Source organism: Acidihalobacter prosperus, from assembly GCF_000754095.2.
GTDB classification, from domain to species: Bacteria; Pseudomonadota; Gammaproteobacteria; order DSM-5130; family Acidihalobacteraceae; genus Acidihalobacter; species Acidihalobacter prosperus.
The window spans coordinates 461,159-482,288 of sequence record NZ_JQSG02000001.1; the positions used below are offsets into that span (position 1 = coordinate 461,159).

A 21,130-nucleotide genomic window follows, 5' to 3' on the forward strand; every position below is an offset into this window, starting at 1 on the left:
CCGGCTATGGTAGAACAAGCGTGGAAGCGCTGTCAGCCACGTGCGTGGGCTTGCTTATCCGCAGCCTTGTTCTGCTAGACTCAAACTCCCTCCGGCCAGCCGATAGAAGTCGCCCACAGGATCACAAGGACCGTCGCCGATGAATGCACGTCCCGTCTATCTCGATCTGCTCAGAATTCGCCTGCCGCTGCCCGGAGTGATTTCCTTCGCCCACCGGATTTCTGGCGTGTTGCTGTTTATCGGCATTCCCTTCGCGCTCTACCTGCTCGAGCTGTCACTGAATGGCCGCGCAGGATTTTCCCGTGCCCATGCGCTGCTGGCCTCACCCTGGCTGGCGCCCGTCCTGCTGCTGCTGGTGTGGAGTCTCTGCCACCACCTGTTGGCCGGCATCCGCTTTCTGCTCATGGATATCGAAATAGCCGTGGACCGGCGCGGCAGCCGCCTGAGCGCCGCCTGGGTGGGCGGATCGGCGCTTGTGCTCGCGTGTGTGTTGCTGCTGGAGTTCTATCTGTGAAAACGGGGTTGAGCGGGCTGCGAGCCTGGCTGATTCAACGCGTGAGCGCCGTCTATCTGGGCGGCTTTTTCATTTTCGCCCTCGTCGCACTGGCAATCCATCCTCACCTCGACGCGGCCCGCTGGCAGACCTGGCTGTCACAGCCGCTGCTACAGCTGGCGCTGGCGCTCTTCATGATCATGCTGCTGGCCCATGCCTGGGTGGGTGCGCGCGACGTGATCGTGGACTATGTCCGACCCATCGGCCTGCGCCTGGGGCTGCTGGCCGTCGTGGCCTTATTTCTGCTGGGCTGCGGACTTTGGGCCGCACGCATCTTGTTACTGGCGAGTGGATCATGAAGCTGACGAGAAGACGATTTGACGCCCTGATCGTGGGCGCCGGCGGCGCAGGCCTGCGCGCGGCATTGCAGCTGGCGCGCGCGGATGCGAACGTGGCCGTGGTGTCGAAGGTGTTTCCCACGCGTTCGCATACCGTGGCCGCCCAGGGCGGCGTGAACGCGGCGCTTGCCAATGTCGTATCCGACGACTGGCACTGGCACATGTTCGATACCGTCAAGGGCAGCGACTACCTGGGCGATCAGGACGCCATTGAATTCATGTGCCGTGCGGCGCCGAAGGTGGTCTACGAACTGGATCACTACGGCGTGCCGTTTTCCCGGCTGGAGGACGGCACCATCTATCAGCGCGCCTTCGGCGGGCAGAGCCGCCACTTCGGCAAGGAACAGGCGGTACGCACCTGTGCAGCGGCCGACCGCACCGGGCATGCAATCCTGCATAGCCTGTATCAGCAGAACATCCGCGCCAAGACCCATTTCTTCGACGAATACTTCACCGTCGATCTGATCAAGGACGCGGACGGCCATGTGCTGGGAGTGCTGGCCTTTTCCATCGAAACCGGCGAGCCGATCCTGATCGAGGCGAAAACGACCCTGCTGGCGACCGGCGGGGTGGCGCAGCTCTACCGCACCAATACCAATGCACTGATCAATACCGGCGACGGCATGGCCATGGCGCTACGCGCCGGCATCCCGCTCCAGGACATGGAGTTCATCCAGTTCCACCCGACCGGTATCGCCGGCCGCGGCATGCTGATTACCGAGGGTGCAAGGGGCGAGGGCGGCTATCTCGTCAACAGCGAAGGCGAGCGATTCATGGAACGCTACGCGCCGCACGCGAAGGACCTGGCTTCGCGCGACGTGGTGAGCCGTGCGATCTATACCGAGGTCAAGGAAGGCCGCGGCTGCGGCCCGCGCAAGGACTATTGCCTCCTCAAGGTCGATCATCTCGGCGCGGACGTGGTCAAGAGCCGCCTGCCCGGCATTCGCGACATGTGTCTGACCTTCCTGCATCTCGATCCCGCCGAACAGGCGATCCCGGTCTATCCGACGGCGCACTACACCATGGGCGGCATCCCGACCAATCGCTTCGGGCAGGTGGTGGTACCGGTACGCGACACGCCGGAGGCGCCCGTGCCGGGTCTGTATGCAGCCGGCGAATGCGCCTGCGTGTCCGTGCATGGCGCCAATCGCCTCGGCGGCAACTCGCTGCTCGACATCCTGGTATTCGGGCGCGCGGCGGCCAATCACATCATCGAATACCTGGCGGATAACCGCTACCACCGACCGATGGATGAGGATAGTGTCGAGGCCGCCATGGCCCGGCTCACGCGCTGGGATCGTCGCGGCGACGGCGAATCGCCGGAGCAGGTGCGGCACGCCCTCAAGCAGGCCATGGAGGATCACGTCGGCGTGTTCCGCGAACAGAGCCTGCTGGAAGCGGGCGTGGAGCAGGTTCGAGCGGTGGCCGAGCGCCTGCAGTCGGCCGTCCTGCGGGACCATTCGCGGGTCTTCAATACCGCCCGCGTCGAAGCCCTGGAAACGGAGAATCTCGTGGCCTGCGCGCAGGCCGTGGCGCAATCGGCCCTGGCGCGCACGGAAAGCCGCGGCGCACACAGCCGGGTCGATCATCCCAAGCGCGACGACGGTCGCTGGATGCGCCACAGCCTTTATTTCCTCGCCAGCGACAATCTCGATTACAAGCCGGTACGTACGCGGCCGCTGACCGTCGATTCGTTTCCTCCGGTGGAGAGGGTCTACTGATGAAATTTTCTATCTACCGCTACGATCCCGAGGGCGCGGCGGCACCGCATATGCAGCCGTTCGAGCTCGCCGACGGCGAGATCGAACCGGGCATGATGCTGCTGGGTGCGCTGCTCAAGCTCAAGGAGCAGGACGAGACCTTGAGTTTCCGCCGTTCGTGCCAGGAAGGCGTGTGCGGTTCGGACGGCATGAACATCAATGGCACCAACGGCCTGGCCTGCATCACGCCGGTCTCCGGTCTGAAACAGCCGATCGAGATCCGGCCGCTGCCGGGCATGCCGGTGGTGCGCGACCTGATCGTCGACATGGACAACTTCTACGGCCAGTATCGTGCGGCGGAACCCTATCTCAAGCTCACCGATCCCGAACCGGAGACCGAGTTCCGACAATCCCCGGAACAACGCACCAGGCTTGATGGGCTGTATGAATGCGTGCTCTGCGGCTGCTGTTCCGCGGCCTGCCCGTCCTATTGGTGGAATCCGGACCGTTTCCTCGGCCCGGCCGCACTGCTACAGTCGGCACGCTTCGTGCTCGACAGCCGCGATCAGGCTACGGATGAACGGCTGACCCAGCTCGACGACGCCTACAAGCTCTACCGCTGCCACAGCATCATGAACTGCGTCCAGGTTTGTCCCAAGGGATTGAATCCCACGCGTGCGATCGGCCAGATCAAGCACGCCATGCTCAAGCGCTCGATCTGAAGTGGAGGCGGACGGGCGTTTGCGTTGGCACTGTCGGCGCGGCATGCTTGAACTCGACCTGCTCCTCGGCGCGTTCGCGAATCACGGTTATAACGTACTCGACGATGCCGGCCGTTTAGCGTTCGAGCGCTTACTGGAGTATCCTGATCAGGTACTGTTGGACATCCTGATGGGCCGGATGGCCCCCGCAGACCCGGGAATTGCCCATGTCGTCACCCAGATCCGTGGAGCCACTGTATCTCCAGCCTAAGCCGTCCCGGCAGCTGGCGGGTTTTTTCGTATTGCTGCACGTCACTGCGGCCGCGGTATTGCCGTATCTGAGCTTGCCGGCCTGGAGCCTCGTGTTTCTTGGTTTGCTGCTGGCCTGGAGTCTTTACCGCAATCTGCGTCTCTATGTGCTGCTCAACAGCAGCCGCAGCGTGCTGCGGCTGGTCTGGGAGGTCTCGGGCAGCTGGCGCGTGTGGGATGGGCTGGGGCAGGAACACCGGGCACAGCTCGCACCGGATTGCTATGTGCATGCACGCATCATCGTGCTCAGCCTGCGCATGATGGACGGCGACGGCCGTCGGGCAGTGGTGCTGTTGCAGGATTCACTCGAAACCGATGCCCTGAGGCGCCTGCGCGCGCGCCTGCGCGCCGAGCATTTCGGGCGAAATGACGAGCATGACAACTGAATTTTCTCTCAAACGCATGGATTTGGCCGAAACGCAGGGAACACTCGACGCCCTGCTTAGCGACGACCCCGAACACCATTACAGCGAGGATGAGCTCGACGCCATCGAGGCGATCGATCCTGAACTCGCGTTGCGTATCGACAGGGTGCAGACCCAGGCTGCGCGTGCGCTGGCCGAAGGCCGTCCCGCAACCGGGCCGATCGATCTGGATGCGGTACGCGCGGCCATCGAGGAGGCACGCGCCATTCTCCTTCAGGATGGCGGCGATATCGAATTCGTGGCGCTGGAGGAGCGCACGGTGCGGGTGCGGCTCAAGGGTGCCTGCGTGGGCTGCCCGCGCGCGACACTCGATCTGCGCAACGTGGTCGAGCGGCTGGTGCGCAGCCGCGTGCCTGGCGTGGCCAAGGTCGCCAATCAGTTCTGACGCCCCCGGCATTCGCGGGCAATGCTTGCTCAGGTGATGACGTCGGGCGCATCGCGGCCCGTGAGACCTCGGATATCCGCGATTTCTCCCGCCAGCGCGATGAGGTCGGCCAGCTGTTTCTGCGCGTCGGCCTGCAGGTACTCGCGGCGTGTTTCCAGGCGCTCGATGTATAGCCGCAGGGTGGCGCCCTGTGTGCCGGTGCCGGACAACCGGTACACGATGCGGGCCTCGTCGCCGAGGAGCAGACGCACGCCCTGGGCGGCGGCATGGCTGCCGTCGACCGGGTCGGTGTAGGCGAAATCGTCGGCGCCCGAGACGGCGTGTCTGCCTATGGTCTGCCCTATGAGGGTACTCAGACGGTCGCGCAGACGCGCCATCAGCGTGCCGGCCGCGTCGCTGTCGATGCCCTCGTAGTCGTGGCGGGTGTAGACGTCACGCCCGAAACGCAGCCAGTGCTCGTTCACGATTTCGGCCACCGACTGGCCGCGCACGGCCAGCAGGTTGAGCCAGAACAGCACGGCCCAAAGACCGTCCTTCTCGCGGACATGATCCGAACCGGTGCCAAAGCTCTCCTCGCCGCACAGGGTGATGCGCCCCGCGTCCAGCAGGTTGCCGAAGAACTTCCAGCCTGTGGGCGTTTCGTAACACGGGATATCGAGTTTGTGCGCGACACGGTCGACGGCACGGCTGGTCGGCATGGAGCGGGCGACGCCGCGCAGCCCATCCCGGTATGCGGGCACGCGCGTGGCGTTTGCCGCAAGAATGGCGAGACTGTCGCTGGGTGTCACGAAGCAGCCGTGTCCCATGATCATGTTGCGGTCGCCGTCGCCATCCGATGCGGCGCCGAAATCCGGGCCTTCCGGACGCCCGAGCTGGCGTACCAGTTCGGCGGCATGCGTGAGATTGGGGTCGGGGTGGCCGCCGCCGAAATCGGCCAGCGGCGTGCCATGGATCACCGTGCCCGCCGGCGCGCCGAGCATGCGCTCGAATATCGTATGCGCGTAGGGGCCGGTGATGGCGTGCATGGCGTCGAAACGCATGCGGAAGCCGCCGCGGAAAAGCCCCCGGATACGTTCGAAATCGAATAGCGATTCCATCAGCCGGGCGTAGTCTTCCACCGGATCGATCACTTCGACCGTCATACCGGCAAGGGTCTGTTCGCCGAGCGTGTCGATATCGATATGGCATGCGGGCGCGATGCAGTAGCGATCGATGGTCCGGCTGCGCGCGTAAATGGCCTCGGTCAGGGCTTCGGTGGCCGGTCCGCCATTGGCCGAGTTGAATTTGATGCCGAAGTCGCCGGCTGGACCGCCGGGGTTGTGGCTGGCGGAAAGGATCAGTCCGCCGATCGCCTGGCGTTGGCGTATCAGTGCCGATACTGCGGGCGTCGAAAACAGGCCACCTCGGCCGACGATCACGCGTGCAACGCCATTGCCGGCCGCCAGTCTTAGAATGGTCTGGATCGCTTCGCGGTTGTAGTATCGCCCATCGCCGCCCAACGCAAGGGTGGCGCCCCTCAGCCCTTCCACGCAGTCGAATACCGACTGCACGAAGTTTTCGAGGTAGCGCGGCTGCATGAAGGTTTTGACCGGCTTGCGAAGACCCGAGGTGCCGGGGCGCTGGCCGTCGAAGGGTTGGGTGCGGCAGGTCTCAGTCATAGCGTGTCGGCCGGTTCCTGGTTGTGCGCAGACCCGACGTTAGCAAATCCGTGCGCGATTGTCCCTGTGCTATTCTCGCCCCATGTTCATTCAGCACCGATATCCAGGACATCTGTTCAGCGCGCCGCGCAGCTTCGCGTCGCTGATGGAGCTCTACGAGCAGAATTACATTGCGCTCAGACGGCTGTGTCCGCGTCTGCCGGCTCAAGGCGAACACTGGGTGTCTGCTCCGCAAGGGGCGCCCCGGCTGTATCTAAGCCTGATCGAGCACACCCGTTACACCAGCAGCCTCGAACTCACGCACCGCTTCGACGCACCGCCGGACGACATACTGGCGCCTTCGCTATCCGTACGGATCTATCATGACGCCCGCCAGGCCGAAGTATTGATGCGGCATGGCGCGAACCCTGCCGGCAGCCGCCACCCGGCCTTCGGTTCACCGGATGGAACCGGAGAGCTGCGCGCCCGCTGGTCGGCGAATCGATTCCTCAACCGCTGGCTGCACTACTGTCTGGGGCAGGGCCATACCTTCTCTGGCGGGCGCGCAGCCCGTGCCGGCTCCCTGGTGCCCACAGCCGAGTAGCGCATGGGCGGATCACCCTGTCAATTGTTGACTGATGTGGTCGGTTAACCTAGAGTAACCAACCAGCACACTCGGGATTTATCCCGGGCGTCCAGTCACAATCAGACAAAGGCGATCGACCATGAAACTGTCAACGAAAGGCCGCTACGCGGTCACCGCGATGATGGATCTCGCCATCCATGACAAGGTTGGCCCCGTCACTCTGGCGGATATTTCCGTATGCCAGGGCATTTCCCTTTCCTACCTCGAACAGCTGTTCGCCAAACTGCGCAAGGAGCATCTGGTCGAGGGTGTGCGCGGTCCGGGCGGCGGCTATCGGCTGGCGCGACCGGCCGATCAGATTACGGTCGCGCAGATCATTTCGGCGGTGGACGAATCCGTCGATGTTACCCGCTGTAACGGGCAGAGCGATTGCCAGGACGGCGAGCGCTGCCTGACCCATCAGCTGTGGGACGATCTGAGCCAACGCCTTTACAGCTTCCTGGACGGCATCACCCTGGCCCAGTTCGCCAACCGTCCCGACGTGCAGGCCATCGCTGAACGTCAGGACAAGGCCGGCCGTCGCCAGTTCATGACGTATCGCCGTACTGCCGCCGCCTGATGCGGAGCATCGCGATGGACGAAGTGAAGACGCCGATATATTTGGACTATGCGGCGACGACGCCGGTGGACGGTCGAGTGGCGGACGTGATGTGCGGTTATCTGACGCGAGAGGGCGTGTACGGTAATCCGGCGTCGCGCAGCCACTGTTTTGGCTGGTCGGCGGAGGAAGCGGTGGAGCGCGCGCGCGCCGAGGTGGCGGGGCTGATCAATGCCGATCCCAAGGAGATCGTGTGGACCAGCGGCGCGACCGAGTCGGACAATCTTGCGATCAAGGGCGTGATGCATTTCTACGCGCGCAAGGGCCGGCACATGGTGACCAGCAAGACCGAGCACAAGGCGGTGCTGGACACCTGCCGGCAGCTTGAGCGCGAGGGCTGCGAGGTGACCTATCTCGATCCGGAGCCGAACGGCCTGATCGATCTGGGCAAGCTTGAGGCGGCGCTGCGCGAGGACACCGTGCTGGTGTCGCTGATGCACGTCAACAACGAGATCGGCGTGATTCAGGACCTTGAAGCCGTGAGCGCGCTGACCCGTGCGCGGGGCATCCTGCTGCATGTGGATGCCGCGCAGTCCGCCGGCAAGGTGCCGCTGGACGTGCAGGCCCTGGACATCGACCTGGCCAGTCTCTCGGGGCACAAGATGTACGGCCCCAAGGGCATTGGTGCGCTGTACGTGCGGCGCAAGCCGCGGGTGCGCCTGGAGGCGCAGATGCATGGCGGCGGGCACGAGCGCGGCATGCGCTCGGGCACCCTGGCGACGCACCAGATCGTCGGCATGGGCGAGGCGGCGCGGCTGGCGCGCGAGGAGATGGGTGCCGACCTCGAGCGCATCCGCGGCCTGCGCGACCGGCTGTGGGCCGGGGTCAACGACCTCGAGGCCGTTTACCTCAACGGCGACCTGGCGCACGGCTACCCCGGCATTCTCAACGTCAGTTTTGCCTACGTCGAAGGCGAGAGCCTGCTGATGGCGCTCAAGGACCTGGCGGTCTCCTCCGGCTCGGCGTGCACCTCGGCGAGTCTTGAGCCGAGCTACGTGCTGCGCGCGCTGGGCCGGGACGACGAACTGGCGCACAGTTCCATCCGTTTCTCGATCGGGCGTTACACCACGGCTGCGGAGATCGACCACGCGATTGCCGAAGTGCGCCAGGCGGTGGGCAAGCTGCGCGAGCTTTCGCCGTTGTGGGAGATGTACCAGGACGGCGTGGATCTCAAGAGCATTCAATGGGCCGCCCACTGAGGGCGGACGGACACGGGACACGGAGGACGCAAAGATGGCATACAGCGACAAGGTAATCGATCACTACGAGAACCCGCGCAACGTGGGCACCCTGGACAAGGGCGACGCGAGCGTGGGCACGGGCATGGTAGGCGCGCCGGCGTGCGGCGACGTGATGAAGCTGCAGATCAAGGTCAACGCCGCGGGCGTGATCGAAGACGCCAAGTTCAAGACCTACGGCTGCGGTTCGGCGATCGCCAGCTCGAGCCTTCTGACCGAATGGGTCAAGGGCAAGACGCTGGCGGAGGCGGGCGAGATCAAGAACACGCAGATAGCCGAGGAACTGGCGCTGCCACCGGTGAAGATCCATTGCTCGGTGCTGGCGGAGGACGCCATCAAGGCCGCCATCGCCGACTACCAGGGCAAACAAAACGACAATAACCAGAACGCTCAGTCCGCTTGATCAACCTTTCTTTTCCATGCGCACTCTGACCGGTTCGCCGGTCCTTTGGCCCGCCTTCGCGGGCCTTTTCGTATCCAGGTCCGCCAGCGCTCCGGCGACCGCCTGCCGCAAACGCGCCAAGCGCCGGGAACGTGACTGCTCGCCGGGACCCGCCGCGGCAAAACGCGCTTCCAGGTAGGACGTCGCAACCTGGCCGGCGCTGGCCGCCAGGGCCGGCCAATCGCGAGCGAGCCTCAGGGCAAAGGCCTGCACACCCTCCTGCCTGGCCGGACTCAGACCGTGACGGCGGAGGCGGCGCAGATAGCGTTGATAGAGTCGCTGCTCGGGAGTGGGCGGCGGCGGCCGGTGGCGCCAGTAGGTCCAGGCAAAGCCGATCGCGGCGAGCAAGGCGAATCCGGCGGCGAGATAGCCGGCAAGCGCGCCCCAGTCCGAGCGTAGCCCGAGGCGATGGAGCAGCGCACGCTGTTCGGCCGGGCCGAAGGCGATGACCCAGGTGTCCCACAGATATCCGGCGGTATCCCAGCCCGAGCGCAGGGAGTCGCCCCAGTGCGCAAGCCAGCCGCGCTGTTCGCTGCGCAGGCCCAGTCCGCCCTCTGCCGTGGCGCCGGTGCCCGCTTCGACGCGGGAGGCGGCCACGGCAGCCGTCGGATCGACGCGTGTCCAGCCACGGCCATGCAGCCAAACCTCGACCCAGGCATGCGCATCCGCATCGCGCACGGTGAAGTAGTGCAGCGCGGCATTCCAGCGGCCACCCATATAACCGACGACCACTCTCGCCGGGATATTGGCGGCGCGCATGAGTACGGCAAACGCGCTGGCGTAGTCCTCGCAAAATCCCTGACGCGTATCGAACAGGAAGCGATCGGTGATGTCGCCGTTCAGTCGTGGCGGATTGAGCGTGTAGTAAAAGGGTTGGTCATGAAAATAGCGCAATGCGCGGGCAATAACGGCTCGTGGCGCCGGATCCGCCGCCTTCCAGCGCCTCGCCAGCGCATAAGCGCGCGGCGCGGCGTTTGTCGGCAGACGGAGATAGGCGGCCAGCGCTGCGGGTGGGAGTCGCGCGCCCAGGCGCGCGGCGGTAGGCGCTGCGTGCAGGCGGAAACTGCGCACGTTGTTCTCTATGCGGTTTGCCCGCAACGTATGCCCCGCGATCAGTCGTGTCCCGGGTGGGGCGGCGACCGGCCAGCCGAGCACGGGGACGGCGCGGTGATCGGAGGCCTGTAGCAGCAGCGTATAGGTGATCGGCCGGCCGGAAGCCCGCAGGCGCCCGGCCGGCGGGGCTGGCGGGCCGGGGTGCCAGCTGCGTCCGTTGAAGCGGTCGAGGACGTAGGCGCGCCAGTAACGGGCCTGCGGTGGTGGCGGAGACTCTGGAAAATGCGCGCGGAACGCGATCGCCTGCGAGCGCACGAGTTGAGAAATCGCCCCCGGCGACATGTGGTCGCTGAGGCCAGTGACGGCCTTGCCACGGTCCGGCAGCCGCCCCCAAAGCGGGCCATCGATGCGCGGAAAGAGCACGAACAACATCAGCATCAGGGGGATGGCGGCCGCGATGCGACCACCGGAGACGGCCAGCAACCGATGCGTCGATAGCATGCTGCGCCGGCTCTGGATTTGCTGCAGCACTGCCGTGAGCCATACCAGATTGGCCAGTCCGAACAGGGTACGGAGGATTCCCTGACCGAACAGAAACAGGCTCGCGGTGAGCAGATAGGCACTCAGGGCGACGACCATCAGGTCGCGGGTATTGCGGGTTTCGAAACATTTGACCGCGACGATGAGCAAAAGCAGCGAAACACCGGCTGCCGCGCCGTTGAGTGTATGAAACCACAGCCAGACGCCGAGCATGGCGGCCAGTCCTAGCATTGCGAGCAAAAAACCCGGGAGACGAGGCCAGCCACGATACAGGCTGAGGGCGCCAAAACCGAATGCTGCGATGGCAACCGCAGATGCCCAGGCCGGCAATGCGCCGAAGAGCATGGCCGCGATGGCGGCGAGACTCGCCAACAGCGCGTACAGCGCGCTATGCATCGTTGCGGGCAGATCGTTCTGCCGGCGCCCCCGGTTGACGTGACGGTGCTTCACGTGCCGGTCTCGTATAGGGCCAGCATTTCCAGACACTGGCGACGATGATGGGTACCGGTGTTCGGCGGTATTTCGCTGCCGGGCAGGGCGAGACCGTATGGCGCGCCGTTTGCGTCGGCATCGAGCACCCAGCGGCACAGGACCGACAAGCGCGTTTCCGTGTCGAGCAGCGGCGTGTCTTCCCAGCGTAACCAGCGGACGTGCATGCCGGTTTCACTTTCGAACTGCTTGCTGAGCAGGGATTCGCTACGTGCCGTGGCGCGCCAGGCAATGCTGTGCGGCGGGTCGCCGTGTCGATACGGGCGCAGACCGGCAAACACATCGTCATCCTCGCCGAATCTGGCGCGAGCACCCTGGGCTGACGCGCCGGTGCCGATCGGGCGATATAGATCGCGGGGCGCTGGAGCCGGCGCGACCAGCAGCGGCTGGGGGAATCGCAGCAGGCTCCAGGCACGAAAGAGTCCGAGCGGATAGCGCGTGCTGATGCGGATTTCAGGGATCTGCCTGCGTCCACGTCGCATCGGTGGCAAGTCGATCCGCAGCGCCGTCGTGGCAAGGATGTCACAGTCATGCGGCGTGTGCTTATCTTCAGCGAGCTGACAAACGATGGCCGGGCGAGGTCGTGCGTCTGGGATACCCAGGCGCAACACGAGCTGCGATGGCAGGCCGCCCAGCGGCGTCGCAGGCGGTTCGGCCTCGATGCGGAGCCCGAGGAGGTTGCGGTGGGTTTGCCAGATCGCATTGATTGCGATACCCGCGAGCAGGAAAGTGGCGGCGAAGATCATGCTGTTGTTGTAGTTGAGCGCGAACAGCAACATCACGGCCAGCATGGCGCCATAGCCAAGACCCGCGCCCGTCGGCAGTATGAATAGACGGCGGCGCTCCAGCGTGACGGCTTGGCCGGTAATCCGCAGCCGGCGCTGCGCCCACCGCGCCACGATGCCGACATGCGATGCGGGACGGGCGACCCTGCTCAGGGTAAGGAAACCTGATCCAGCAGCCATCCCGACAAGGATTCCGCACTTTGCAGGTCGCCGCCCGGGGTCCCGAGGCGGTGTCCCGCCACGGCGCCGAAGACCGCCTGAACATCTTCCGGAACGACGTAATCGCGCCCTCTGATCGCGGCGAAGGCGCGACTCGCGCGTACCAGGGCCAAGCCCGCGCGCGGCGATAGGCCCGGCTGAACCTGTTCGGAATGCCGCGAGACATGCAGCAGCGCCTGAATGTAATCGAGCAGTGGAGCGGAAAGATGCACGCTTTCTACCTGCGCTTGCAGGGCGGTCAGTTCGGGCGGCGTGAGCAGGGGTTGCAGCGTTTCGAGCGTGTGCCTGCGGTCCTCCCCGGAGAGCAGCGTGCGTTCGGCGTCGGCGTCGGGATAACCGAGGCTCAAGCGCATAAGGAAGCGATCGAGCTGCGATTCGGGCAGGGCGAAGGTACCCAGTTGCTGCAAGGGATTCTGCGTGGCGACGACGAAAAACGGTTGGGGGAGGGGTCTGGCTTCGCCATCGAGCGTGACTTGGCGTTCCTCCATCGCCTCGAGCAGGGCACTTTGCGCCTTGGGTGTGGCGCGGTTGATTTCGTCGGCAAGCAGCAACTGCGTGAATACGGGACCAGGATGAAAGCGGAATTCGCCTTGTTCGCGGTCGTAAATCGAGAGACCCAGGATGTCCGCCGGCAACAGATCGCTGGTGAACTGCACGCGCTGGAAGCGCAGACCGAGCGTGACGGCGAGCGCGTGAGCCAGGGTGGTTTTGCCCATGCCGGGCAGGTCTTCGATCAACAGGTGCCCGCGTGCGAGCAGGCACGTAAGCGCGAGTTCGATAATCGAAGACTTGCCGAGAATAACCTCTGAAACAAGGTTAATTGTATCCGACAGCTTATTGTTTATATTTATAATTGATGCCATTTAGCCTGTTCTCGGGGAACCATGCCAACAGGATAGGCGATTCGCATTGTCAACGCGAGCGCCTTGGTCCGGGCCGCAATCTGCGCCTGGATCGATGGGATTCAGGGTTTTGCCGACGGTGCCAACGCACTGCGGGCTAGTGCGAAATCGCCCGGGATCATGCGCTGGTATTTTGCCGCCTGTTTTTCCACGCCCTCGATCGCGATCAGTTCGTCGTGGGTGACTCGCCCGCTCCCCGCCATCTTGATCCACACCTGTGCGGCGGCTGCCAGCATCGTGTAGCGGGCGCGCGTATCCTCCAGTGCCTTCCAGGCAGCCTGGCGGGCGTGCGTGTTGTGTAGCTTGGGGATCGGGATCGCCGCCAGGGTTGCGCCGACCTGGTTGATGGTGTCGTAGGTCTGGTTGGCTGCCTGCGACAGCGCGCCAAAATCCTTCTTCTGGCTGAGCACGACGGTCTGGCGCTTGAACTCGCTCCAGGCCTGCTCGGCGGGCTGCGCGGTTTCGTTGACATGTTTTTCGAATACGGCAAGCGCGGTACGACTCTGCTGCATCGTGTCGGTCTTGCTCGGAAACAGGGTGACCAGTGCGAGTGCCGCCAGGGCGGCGACCACCATGATCGGCATGATGTAGCGGCGGATCGATATCGAGCTCATTGTCTGGATTCCCTGATTCTGTGATTTCGGCATGCGCTGCACGCTATTCCACCGCTTCGAGTATGCCTCGTTCGAGCAGGTTGACCATCAGTCCGGCGCTGCCCGGCGCGTCGTCCAGCAGCCGGCGGCAGAGAGCGGCGGGGTAGTCGAAACGCTGACATAGGACGGCGACCGGCTCGAGAAAGTTCATGTCGAGCGGGTATTCCTGGCCATCGGCGTACAGAAACAGCCTGTCGTCGCGGATAAAGTAGGCGAGCCGTGCGGCAGTGTTGCGCTTGAGTCCCCGCCCAGAGGCCAATTGCGCGCCCAATGCCGCCTCGTCCCAGTTATCGGGTGCGAGATACAGTCCGATCAGGTCGGCGCGCGGCTCGGTGATGTAACGTCCGAACCAGCGTTCGAGCGCCACGTCGTCGCGCGCCAGCGCCTCGCGCATCAGCGCGATGATGGCGTCGCGGGAAGCCAGGTCGATTTCACCGGGATTGTCGGCCACGGCGCGGCCGGCGTCGCCGAAACGCCGCTCGGGGTCGAGCGCGGCGGCGACGTCGTCCAGCCAAGCGCTGACGAGATCCTGCTGACTGGGAGCACGAAATCCGATCGAGGCGGTCATGCAGGGGTCGAGCGCCAAGCCGTAATGCGCGACACCGGGCGGCAAGTACAACATGTCACCGGGTTCGAGCACCCACTCCGACTCGGGCTCGAAATGAGCAAGGATACTCAGTTCCGCGCCAGGCAGGCGGTTGCCTGGATCGACCGGACGCGTATCGATCTGCCAGCGGCGCCGGCCTTCGAGCTGCAGCAGAAAAACGTCGTAGGCGTCGGTGTGCGGCCCGACCGAGCCTTGCGGGGCGGCATAACTGATCATCAGGTCGTCGATGCGCCAGTCCGGCAGGAAGCGAAAGGGTTTCACGAGATCGTGCAGTGCGGGCACGAATTTTTCGAGGTCGGTGACCAGAAGGGTCCAATGCGTATCCGGCAGTGCCGCGAAGTCGCTGTCCTCGAACGGACCGTAGCGCACGCTCCAGCGCGCGGCATCATGCTGCTGGACCAGACGCGAGGGTACGTCGGACTCCAGTGCCAGACCGGCCAGCTCCTCGGCGTCGAGCGGTGCACGGATGCCGGCGAAGGCCTGACGTACCAGCAGTGGTTTTCGCTGCCAGTAATCGCGCAGGAAGGTCCGTGGCGCCAAATCGCCCAAAGGTCCCTCGCTCACACGCGTTTGGCCTGCTCGGCAGCCGTGCCGGTGTAGCCTGCCGGCGTCAGTTCGAGCAGCGCGGCACGCGCCGCCTCGGGCAGATCGAGCGCCTCGATGAAGCTGCGCAGCCGTGCCGCATCGATACGCTGGCCGCGTGTGAGCGCCTTGAGCTGTTCGTAGGGATTGGGCAGCCCGTAGCGGCGCATGACCGTCTGGATGGGTTCCGCGAGCACTTCCCAGTTGGCTTCGAGATCGGCGGCCAGACGATCGTGGTCGACCTCAAGCTTGCCGAGTCCCTTGAGCAGTGCGCGATACGCGATCAGGCTGTGCGCCAGGCCGACGCCGAGATTGCGCAGCACCGTGGAGTCGGTCAGGTCGCGCTGCCAGCGCGATACCGGCAGCTTGCGGGCGAGGTGTTCGAGTATCGCATTGGCCAAGCCGAGATTGCCTTCGGCGTTTTCGAAATCGATGGGGTTGACCTTGTGCGGCATGGTCGAGGAACCGACCTCGCCCGCCACCACGCGCTGGCGGAAATAGCCCAGCGAGATATAGCCCCATGTGTCGCGTGCGAGATCGAGCAGAATGGTGTTGAAGCGCGCGACGGCATCGAACAGCTCGGCGATATAGTCGTGCGGCTCGATCTGTGTGGTGTAGGGGTTCCAGGCAAGTCCCAGACCGGTCACGAAGCGTTCGGCGAAAGCCGCCCAGTCCAGGTCCGGATAGGTGATGGCATGGGCGTTGTAATTACCCACGGCGCCGTTGATCTTGCCGAGAATCGATACTTCCGCGATCTGCGCCCGCTGACGCTCCAGACGCGCGACCACATTGGCGAATTCCTTGCCCAGCGTGGTCGGGCTGGCAGGCTGCCCGTGCGTGCGCGACAGCATCGGCGAATCGGCCAATCGGTGCGCCAACGCGCGCAGCAGCGCGACGATCTCGTCCATCGCCGGCAGCAGGACCTCATCGCGCCCGCGCTTGAGCATCAGGCCATAGGCCAGGTTGTTGATGTCCTCGGAAGTGCAGGCGAAGTGCACGAATTCCTTGACGCTATCGAGCGCCGGATCGGCAGCGGCGAAGCGTTGTTTGATGAAGTATTCCACCGCCTTGACGTCGTGATTGGTGGTGCGCTCGATGGTCTTGACCTCGACCGCGTCGGCCGGGGAGAAATCGTCGATCAGGCGTTCGAGCACGGCCTGCGAGGCAGCGGGCAACGTGTCGACCTCGGGAATGCCCGGCTCGGCGGCCAAAGCCTGCAGCCAGCGCACCTCGACGGTGACGCGAGCGGCGATCAGACCGAATTCGCTGAAGCGGGCACGCAGCGGCTGCGTCTGCACGGCATAACGTCCGTCCACCGGGGACAGGGCGGTGAGGGGGGTGATTTCCATCCGTCGAATCTCGGTCGCAAAAAAGCTGCATTATAATACCCCAAGCCCGCCAGACCGACCCCAGCTAGCAGGGAGCAATGCATGGCATCAGTCGAGCAATACCGTATCGAACACGACAGCATGGGCGAGCTGCACGTGCCTGCCGAGGCGCTGTGGGGCGCCCAGACGCAACGTGCGATCGACAACTTTCCGGTCAGCGGCCAGCGCATGCCCGCGCGTTTCATCCAGGCCGTGGCGATGATCAAGTCGGCCGCCGCGCGCGCGCATGCCGGTCTCGGGCTCATGTCGACCGAGGTCGCCGCCGCCATTGCCGCGGCCGCCGACGCAGTGGCCGAGGGGCAGCACGCGGATGCCTTCCCGGTCGATGTATACCAGACGGGTTCCGGCACCAGCACCAACATGAACGTGAACGAGGTCGTCGCGCGCCTGGCCGGCGAACGACTGGGCCGCGCGGTACATCCCAACGACGACGTCAATCGCGGCCAAAGCTCCAATGACGTCATTCCGAGCGCGCTCCACCTGAGCGCCGCGCTGGCCTGCCAACAACAGCTGCTGCCGGCACTGGATCACCTGGCCTGCGTCATCGAAACGCGTGCCGGAGAACTGGACGGCGTGATCACCACCGGGCGCACGCACCTCATGGATGCGATGCCGGTGCGCCTGTCTCAGACGCTCGGCGGCTGGGCAGCGCAGGTTCGCATGGGCGCCTCGCGCATCGAGACGCTGTTGCCACAGGTGCGCGGACTCGCACAGGGCGGCACCGCGGTCGGTACCGGCGTCAATGCGCACCCAGAGCTGGGTGCGCGCATCGCCGCGCTGCTATCCGAGCGCACCGGCATCGACTTCCACGTACGCGCCAACCTGTTCGAGGGACTGAGCGCCCAGGACGACATCGTGGCGCTGTCCGGTCAGATCAAGAGTGTCGCAACGGCATTGATGAAGATTGCCAATGATCTGCGCTGGATGAACTCCGGTCCGCTGGCCGGGCTGGGGGAGATCCGCTTGCCGGCGCTGCAACCGGGCAGCAGCATCATGCCGGGCAAGGTGAACCCGGTGGTGCCGGAATCGGTTTGTATGGTGGCCGCACAGGTGATCGGGCTGGATACGGCGATGACCCTCGCTGGACAATCGGGCAATTTCCAACTCAACGTAATGCTGCCTCTTCTTGCCAACAATATACTTCAAGCAATTGAATTGACAGCAAATGTCTCGATCCTTCTGGCCGACAGGGCGATCCGCGGCTTTGAGGTCGACCGCGAGCGAACGGCCACTGCGCTGGCGCGCAATCCGATTCTCGTCACCGCACTCAACGACGTCATCGGCTACGAACGGGGCGCGGCCATCGCCAAGCAGGCCTATGCCCAGGGCCGGCCGGTGATCGAGGTCGCCCTGGAGATGACCGACCTTGACGAAACCTCGCTGCGTCGACTGCTCGACCCGGCCGCGTTGACCGGCGGCGCATGATTCGCGCCCCGCGCAGTCGGATGTGCCGGCCATGGCAGTCCGCAGGGCGATGTGACTGTGTCTGATCCCGAGCGTCTCAGCGAACGCCTGGCACTCGGCGTCTGGCCGGGCCTGCGGCGCTCATGGAGCCGGTTGTACCAACTACTGCGCGCGGACCGCTGGTTCCCTCATGTACCGCTGTCGCTGGGCGTGGGGCTTGCCGGCTTGCTGCAACTGGTGCCCGATCTGCGCAAGCTGCTCGGTCTGACGCTCTCGGTACCGGATCTCGGCCACCTGAACGAAGGCTTTTCGACCCTCGCCATCCACGGCATCCCGCAGTTCGCCGTCGGCATGCTGCTGCTGGTCATGTCGCTGGGCCTGCTTTGGCACTCCCGACTCGCCTGGGTGACCACCATGCTGGTCACGCTGGCGGCGGTGGCGGTCCAGTTGATCGCCTCCGGCGGACACTATCCGCTGGAAACCGGCTACAACGTCATGCTGCTGCTGGCCCTGTTGGCAGGACGCCGCTATTTCGATCGCAGCAGTCTCGCCACGGGCACCCTGTTTGCGCTGACCAGCGTGCTGCTGACGCTCGGTTACGGCGTCTTCGGCGCCTATCTGCTTGGCAGCCAGTTTCATCCAGCCATCACCGGCGCAGACGACGCGCTGTATTTCGCTGTCGTCACCATGTCCACGGTAGGCTATGGCGACATCGTGCCGGTCACCCCCGAGGCGCGCCTGTTCGTGGTATCTCTGATCGTGCTCGGACTGGTCATTTTCGCCACTTCGCTGAGTGCGATCCTCGGCCCCTTGATGAACAATCGCCTGATTGCCCTGATCCAGCCAAGGAGATCCCGAATGGAGCGCGCCAATCATTACATCGTCGTCGGCGACACCGCTCTTGCGCGCAACAGCTTCAAGGAATTGCAGAACCGCGGGCAGAAACTGACGCTGATTCTGCCGCGCCAGATGGACGAGGGTCCCTATCAGAACGCCGACATCATCGTCGGCGACGGCAGCGACATCGAAATCCTGCGCAAGGCAGGCGCCGAACGCGCCAAGGCCGTGCTGGCGCTGGGCGACGACGATTCGGAAAATGCGTTCGTGATTCTCGCCGTCAAGGAGATCGGCGAAGGCATTCGCACGGTGGCCGCGGTCAGTGACGCGCGTAACCTGTCGCGCATCAAGCGTGTACAGCCCGATCTGCTGCTGGCGCCCCAGGTGCTCGGCGGCGAACTGCTCGCGATGGCGCTCAGCGGCGAGGAGATCAATTCCGAAACGCTGTTCGATCAATTACTGCACGTGCGCTGAAACACCGGCATTACGACAGGGAGAACCTTCATGGGCTTCGATTCGCACCGTACCCACACCCGCAAGATCGGCAGTGCTCCGGGAACGTTGATCGATCTTCCGGTCACTTCCCCATCCCGGCTCTGGGCGGTGCACTATCGCGGCGAGGAGATGCACGAACACCTTGACATCGATTTGGACGATGCTCGCGCGCTCGTATCCGCCGACAGCGTCACCTGGATACATATACAGGGTCAGCCCGACCGGCGCCTGCTCGACCGGCTCGGCGAGGTCTTCGACCTGCACTCGCTGGCTCTTGAGGACGTCCAGTCGCTGGTGCAGCGGCCCAAGCTGGACGTCTACCAGGAACAATTGTTCGCCATCCTGAACCTGCCGCGCTGGAACGGCGAAGGCGTCGAACTCGAGCAGTTCAATCTGTTCATGGGCGAAGGCTACGTGCTCAGCATCCACGCCGGCGAGGAAGAAGTGGTGCAGGCCGTGCGCCGGCGCATGGCCAAGGTCAGGACGCGTCTGCGCACCCACGGCGCGGACTATCTGTTCTATGCCCTGATGGATCTGGTGGTCGATCAGGCCTTCCCCGTGCTGGAGACCTTCGGCGAGGAGGTCGAGGCATTGGAGGAGGTGCTGTTGGAGCGCCCCAGCCGCGACCTGCTGTCGGCCATCTACCAGCACAAACGCAACCTGATGATCTTGCGCCGCCAGCTCTGGCCGACGCGCGAGGTGGTCAGCCAGCTGATGCGCGGCGCCAACGACGAGGAGTATTTCGCCCCCGACCTACAGCCCTTTCTGCAGGATCTCTACGATCACACCGTGCACATCATGGATTTGCTGGAAACCTACCGCGACGTGGTCGCCAGCATGCTCGACGTGTATCTGTCGAGCGTCAGCAACCGGCTCAACGACATCATGCGCGTGCTGACCATGATCTCGACCATCTTCATCCCACTGACCTTCATCGTCGGCGTCTATGGAATGAACTTCGGCAACAACACCAAGAGCCCGTGGGCGATGCCCGAGCTGAACTGGTATTACGGCTACCCGCTGGTGTGGGGGGTGATGCTGCTGATCGCGGCGGCGATGACGATCTTTTTCCGGCGCAAGGGCTGGCTGGGCGGCAGCCGGTAAGCCGGTCGGCCACCGCCGAACGCCATCAGGCGGTCGCGACGTTTTCCGGCGGCGCCATGAATTCCGGTCCCACGGAATCGGGAATGCATTCCCGCAGGATGGCATCGATCGCAACGCGGTCCGCAACATCGATGGACCAGCCCATCACCGCATCGACGGGATCGAGCTGGTCCGGGCGTCGGGCGCCCCACAGCGCGGTCGCCACACCCGGCTGGTCGATCAGCCAACGCAGCGCCAGATGGATGACGCGACGGTCGTATTGCTCCTGCGCGTACGCGTCCAGCCGGCGCACCGCCTCGAGGTAGTGTCCGAAACGCGGCATCTGGAACTTCGGATCGGACAGGCGCAGATCGTCGCCGGTAAAGCGCGTGTCGGCCTGCATGCGTCCGGAGAGCAGCCCGCGGCAGAGCGCGCCGTAGGCGATCATGCCGATACCCTGCTGCACGCAGTAATCGGCGACGCCGCCCTCGATCTCGCGCTCGAAAAGGTTGTAGGGCGGCTGATTCGTGGCCAGCGGCGCCGCCTTGGCGAAGGCGGCCATCTGCTCCGGCGAATAGTTGCTCACCCCGATCGCGCGGATCTTGCCCTCGGCGCACAGCGCTTCAAGGGCGGCCGCGGTCTCCTCGAAGGGCACCGCACCGTCGGGCCAGTGCACCTGATAGATGTCGACGTAGTCCGTGCCCAGACGACGCAGCGAATCCTCGATTTCTTGGCGGATGCGTGCCGGCGAACTGTCGCGGCTGACGCGCCCGTCCTGCCAGGCCAGGCCCACCTTGGTGGCCAGTACGATGCGGTCGCGCCGGCCGTACTGGGCCAAGGCCTTGCCCACGATCTCCTCCGAGCGGCCGAAGCCATAGACGGGCGCGGTGTCGATCAGCGTAATGCCGCGGTCGAGCGCGGCGTGTACGGTATCGATGGCCGCGCGTTCGTCCGTGCCGCCCCACATCCAGCCGCCGATGGCCCAGGTGCCCAGACCGATCTTCGGCACTTCGATATCCGCGTGTGCCAGGCGGGTGTGTTCCATACAGACTCCTTGTGTCGCGATGATCTCGGTCGGTCCGACACCGTGCGGTCGGGACGGCGCACGCAGGTGTCAAACC

20 protein-coding genes and 1 pseudogene are annotated in these 21,130 nt (G+C 64.6%); 13 read left to right on the plus strand and 8 right to left on the minus strand.

Going from position 1 to position 21,130, the window contains the following annotated elements:
- Positions 1 to 139: 139 nt before the first annotated feature.
- The 6 genes and pseudogenes from sdhC (at position 140) to THPRO_RS17420 (ending at position 4,411) form a co-directional block, all read left to right on the plus strand.
- Complete coding sequence (sdhC, locus tag THPRO_RS02235; RefSeq protein ID WP_038092071.1) at positions 140 to 514, plus strand: succinate dehydrogenase, cytochrome b556 subunit; 375 nt, start codon at positions 140 to 142, stop codon at positions 512 to 514.
- Positions 511 to 852 (plus strand): succinate dehydrogenase, hydrophobic membrane anchor protein, encoded by a 342-nt coding sequence (sdhD, locus tag THPRO_RS02240; RefSeq protein ID WP_052064561.1) that lies wholly within the window; start codon positions 511 to 513, stop codon positions 850 to 852. The genes sdhC and sdhD overlap by 4 nt, the downstream gene beginning before the upstream one ends.
- Positions 849 to 2,612 (plus strand): succinate dehydrogenase flavoprotein subunit, encoded by a 1,764-nt coding sequence (gene sdhA / locus THPRO_RS02245; RefSeq protein WP_065089149.1) that lies wholly within the window; start codon positions 849 to 851, stop codon positions 2,610 to 2,612. Before sdhD ends, sdhA begins: the two co-directional genes overlap by 4 nt.
- Entirely contained in the window at positions 2,612 to 3,313 is a 702-nt protein-coding gene (locus THPRO_RS02250) for a succinate dehydrogenase iron-sulfur subunit (RefSeq protein ID WP_038092076.1), read from the plus strand. Before sdhA ends, THPRO_RS02250 begins: the two co-directional genes overlap by 1 nt.
- A 43-nt stretch (positions 3,314 to 3,356) precedes the next feature.
- Positions 3,357 to 3,563, plus strand: a complete 207-nt coding sequence (locus THPRO_RS02255; RefSeq protein ID WP_407922435.1) for an FAD assembly factor SdhE — start codon at positions 3,357 to 3,359, stop codon at positions 3,561 to 3,563.
- Positions 3,520 to 4,411 (plus strand): annotated as a pseudogene (locus tag THPRO_RS17420) (protein YgfX). Before THPRO_RS02255 ends, THPRO_RS17420 begins: the two are co-directional and overlap by 44 nt.
- Before the next feature lie 29 nt (positions 4,412 to 4,440).
- Here THPRO_RS17420 and THPRO_RS02265 read toward each other — a convergent pair.
- On the minus strand, positions 4,441 to 6,069 hold the full coding sequence (locus THPRO_RS02265) for an alpha-D-glucose phosphate-specific phosphoglucomutase (RefSeq protein WP_065089150.1): 1,629 nt from the start codon (positions 6,067 to 6,069) through the stop codon (positions 4,441 to 4,443).
- An 82-nt stretch (positions 6,070 to 6,151) separates the two neighbouring features.
- On the opposite strand from THPRO_RS02265, the gene THPRO_RS02270 reads away from it, so the two are divergent.
- From THPRO_RS02270 to iscU, 4 genes are all read left to right on the plus strand, one after another.
- On the plus strand, positions 6,152 to 6,652 hold the full coding sequence (locus THPRO_RS02270) for a DUF1249 domain-containing protein (RefSeq protein WP_038092079.1): 501 nt from the start codon (positions 6,152 to 6,154) through the stop codon (positions 6,650 to 6,652).
- Between the two features lie 121 nt (positions 6,653 to 6,773).
- Positions 6,774 to 7,253 carry a Fe-S cluster assembly transcription factor gene (locus THPRO_RS02275; RefSeq protein WP_038092081.1) on the plus strand — a complete coding sequence of 160 codons (480 nt, stop codon included), beginning with the start codon at positions 6,774 to 6,776 and terminating at the stop codon, positions 7,251 to 7,253.
- Positions 7,254 to 7,267: 14 nt separating this feature from the next.
- Positions 7,268 to 8,491 carry an IscS subfamily cysteine desulfurase gene (locus tag THPRO_RS02280; RefSeq protein WP_065089121.1) on the plus strand — a complete coding sequence of 408 codons (1,224 nt, stop codon included), beginning with the start codon at positions 7,268 to 7,270 and terminating at the stop codon, positions 8,489 to 8,491.
- A 34-nt stretch (positions 8,492 to 8,525) separates the two neighbouring features.
- Complete coding sequence (gene iscU / locus THPRO_RS02285) at positions 8,526 to 8,933, plus strand: Fe-S cluster assembly scaffold IscU (protein ID WP_038094189.1); 408 nt, start codon at positions 8,526 to 8,528, stop codon at positions 8,931 to 8,933.
- Here the strand turns inward: iscU and THPRO_RS02290 are convergent, their stop codons facing one another.
- From THPRO_RS02290 to purB, 6 genes are all read right to left on the minus strand, one after another.
- On the minus strand, positions 8,934 to 11,015 hold the full coding sequence (locus THPRO_RS02290) for a DUF3488 and transglutaminase-like domain-containing protein (RefSeq protein WP_065089151.1): 2,082 nt from the start codon (positions 11,013 to 11,015) through the stop codon (positions 8,934 to 8,936).
- The gene (locus THPRO_RS02295; RefSeq protein WP_082954376.1) at positions 11,012 to 12,019 is read right to left on the minus strand and encodes a DUF58 domain-containing protein; all 1,008 of its coding nucleotides are present in this window, start codon (positions 12,017 to 12,019) and stop codon (positions 11,012 to 11,014) included. Before THPRO_RS02295 ends, THPRO_RS02290 begins: the two co-directional genes overlap by 4 nt.
- The gene (locus THPRO_RS02300; protein ID WP_065089152.1) at positions 11,989 to 12,921 is read right to left on the minus strand and encodes an AAA family ATPase; all 933 of its coding nucleotides are present in this window, start codon (positions 12,919 to 12,921) and stop codon (positions 11,989 to 11,991) included. The genes THPRO_RS02295 and THPRO_RS02300 overlap by 31 nt, the downstream gene beginning before the upstream one ends.
- Before the next feature lie 101 nt (positions 12,922 to 13,022).
- The gene (locus THPRO_RS02305; protein ID WP_038086333.1) at positions 13,023 to 13,574 is read right to left on the minus strand and encodes a hypothetical protein; all 552 of its coding nucleotides are present in this window, start codon (positions 13,572 to 13,574) and stop codon (positions 13,023 to 13,025) included.
- Between the two features lie 43 nt (positions 13,575 to 13,617).
- Positions 13,618 to 14,784, minus strand: coding sequence for a cupin domain-containing protein (locus THPRO_RS02310; protein ID WP_065089153.1), 1,167 nt, complete (start codon positions 14,782 to 14,784; stop codon positions 13,618 to 13,620).
- The gene (gene purB, locus THPRO_RS02315) at positions 14,781 to 16,151 is read right to left on the minus strand and encodes an adenylosuccinate lyase (RefSeq protein ID WP_065089154.1); all 1,371 of its coding nucleotides are present in this window, start codon (positions 16,149 to 16,151) and stop codon (positions 14,781 to 14,783) included. The genes THPRO_RS02310 and purB overlap by 4 nt, the downstream gene beginning before the upstream one ends.
- 81 nt (positions 16,152 to 16,232) lie before the next feature.
- Between purB and THPRO_RS02320 the strand changes: the two genes are divergently transcribed.
- From THPRO_RS02320 to corA, 3 genes are read left to right on the plus strand one after another with little or no spacing between them, the layout of a single operon-like run.
- Positions 16,233 to 17,615, plus strand: a complete 1,383-nt coding sequence (locus tag THPRO_RS02320; protein WP_038086344.1) for a class II fumarate hydratase — start codon at positions 16,233 to 16,235, stop codon at positions 17,613 to 17,615.
- A 57-nt stretch (positions 17,616 to 17,672) separates the two neighbouring features.
- The gene (gene kch, locus THPRO_RS02325; RefSeq protein ID WP_082954377.1) at positions 17,673 to 18,905 is read left to right on the plus strand and encodes a voltage-gated potassium channel protein; all 1,233 of its coding nucleotides are present in this window, start codon (positions 17,673 to 17,675) and stop codon (positions 18,903 to 18,905) included.
- A gap of 30 nt (positions 18,906 to 18,935) precedes the next feature.
- Positions 18,936 to 20,030 (plus strand): magnesium/cobalt transporter CorA, encoded by a 1,095-nt coding sequence (gene corA, locus THPRO_RS02330; RefSeq protein ID WP_038086351.1) that lies wholly within the window; start codon positions 18,936 to 18,938, stop codon positions 20,028 to 20,030.
- Between the two features lie 25 nt (positions 20,031 to 20,055).
- Here corA and THPRO_RS02335 read toward each other — a convergent pair whose 3' ends face one another.
- The gene (locus THPRO_RS02335; RefSeq protein ID WP_038086356.1) at positions 20,056 to 21,054 is read right to left on the minus strand and encodes an aldo/keto reductase; all 999 of its coding nucleotides are present in this window, start codon (positions 21,052 to 21,054) and stop codon (positions 20,056 to 20,058) included.
- Positions 21,055 to 21,130: the final 76 nt, after the last annotated feature.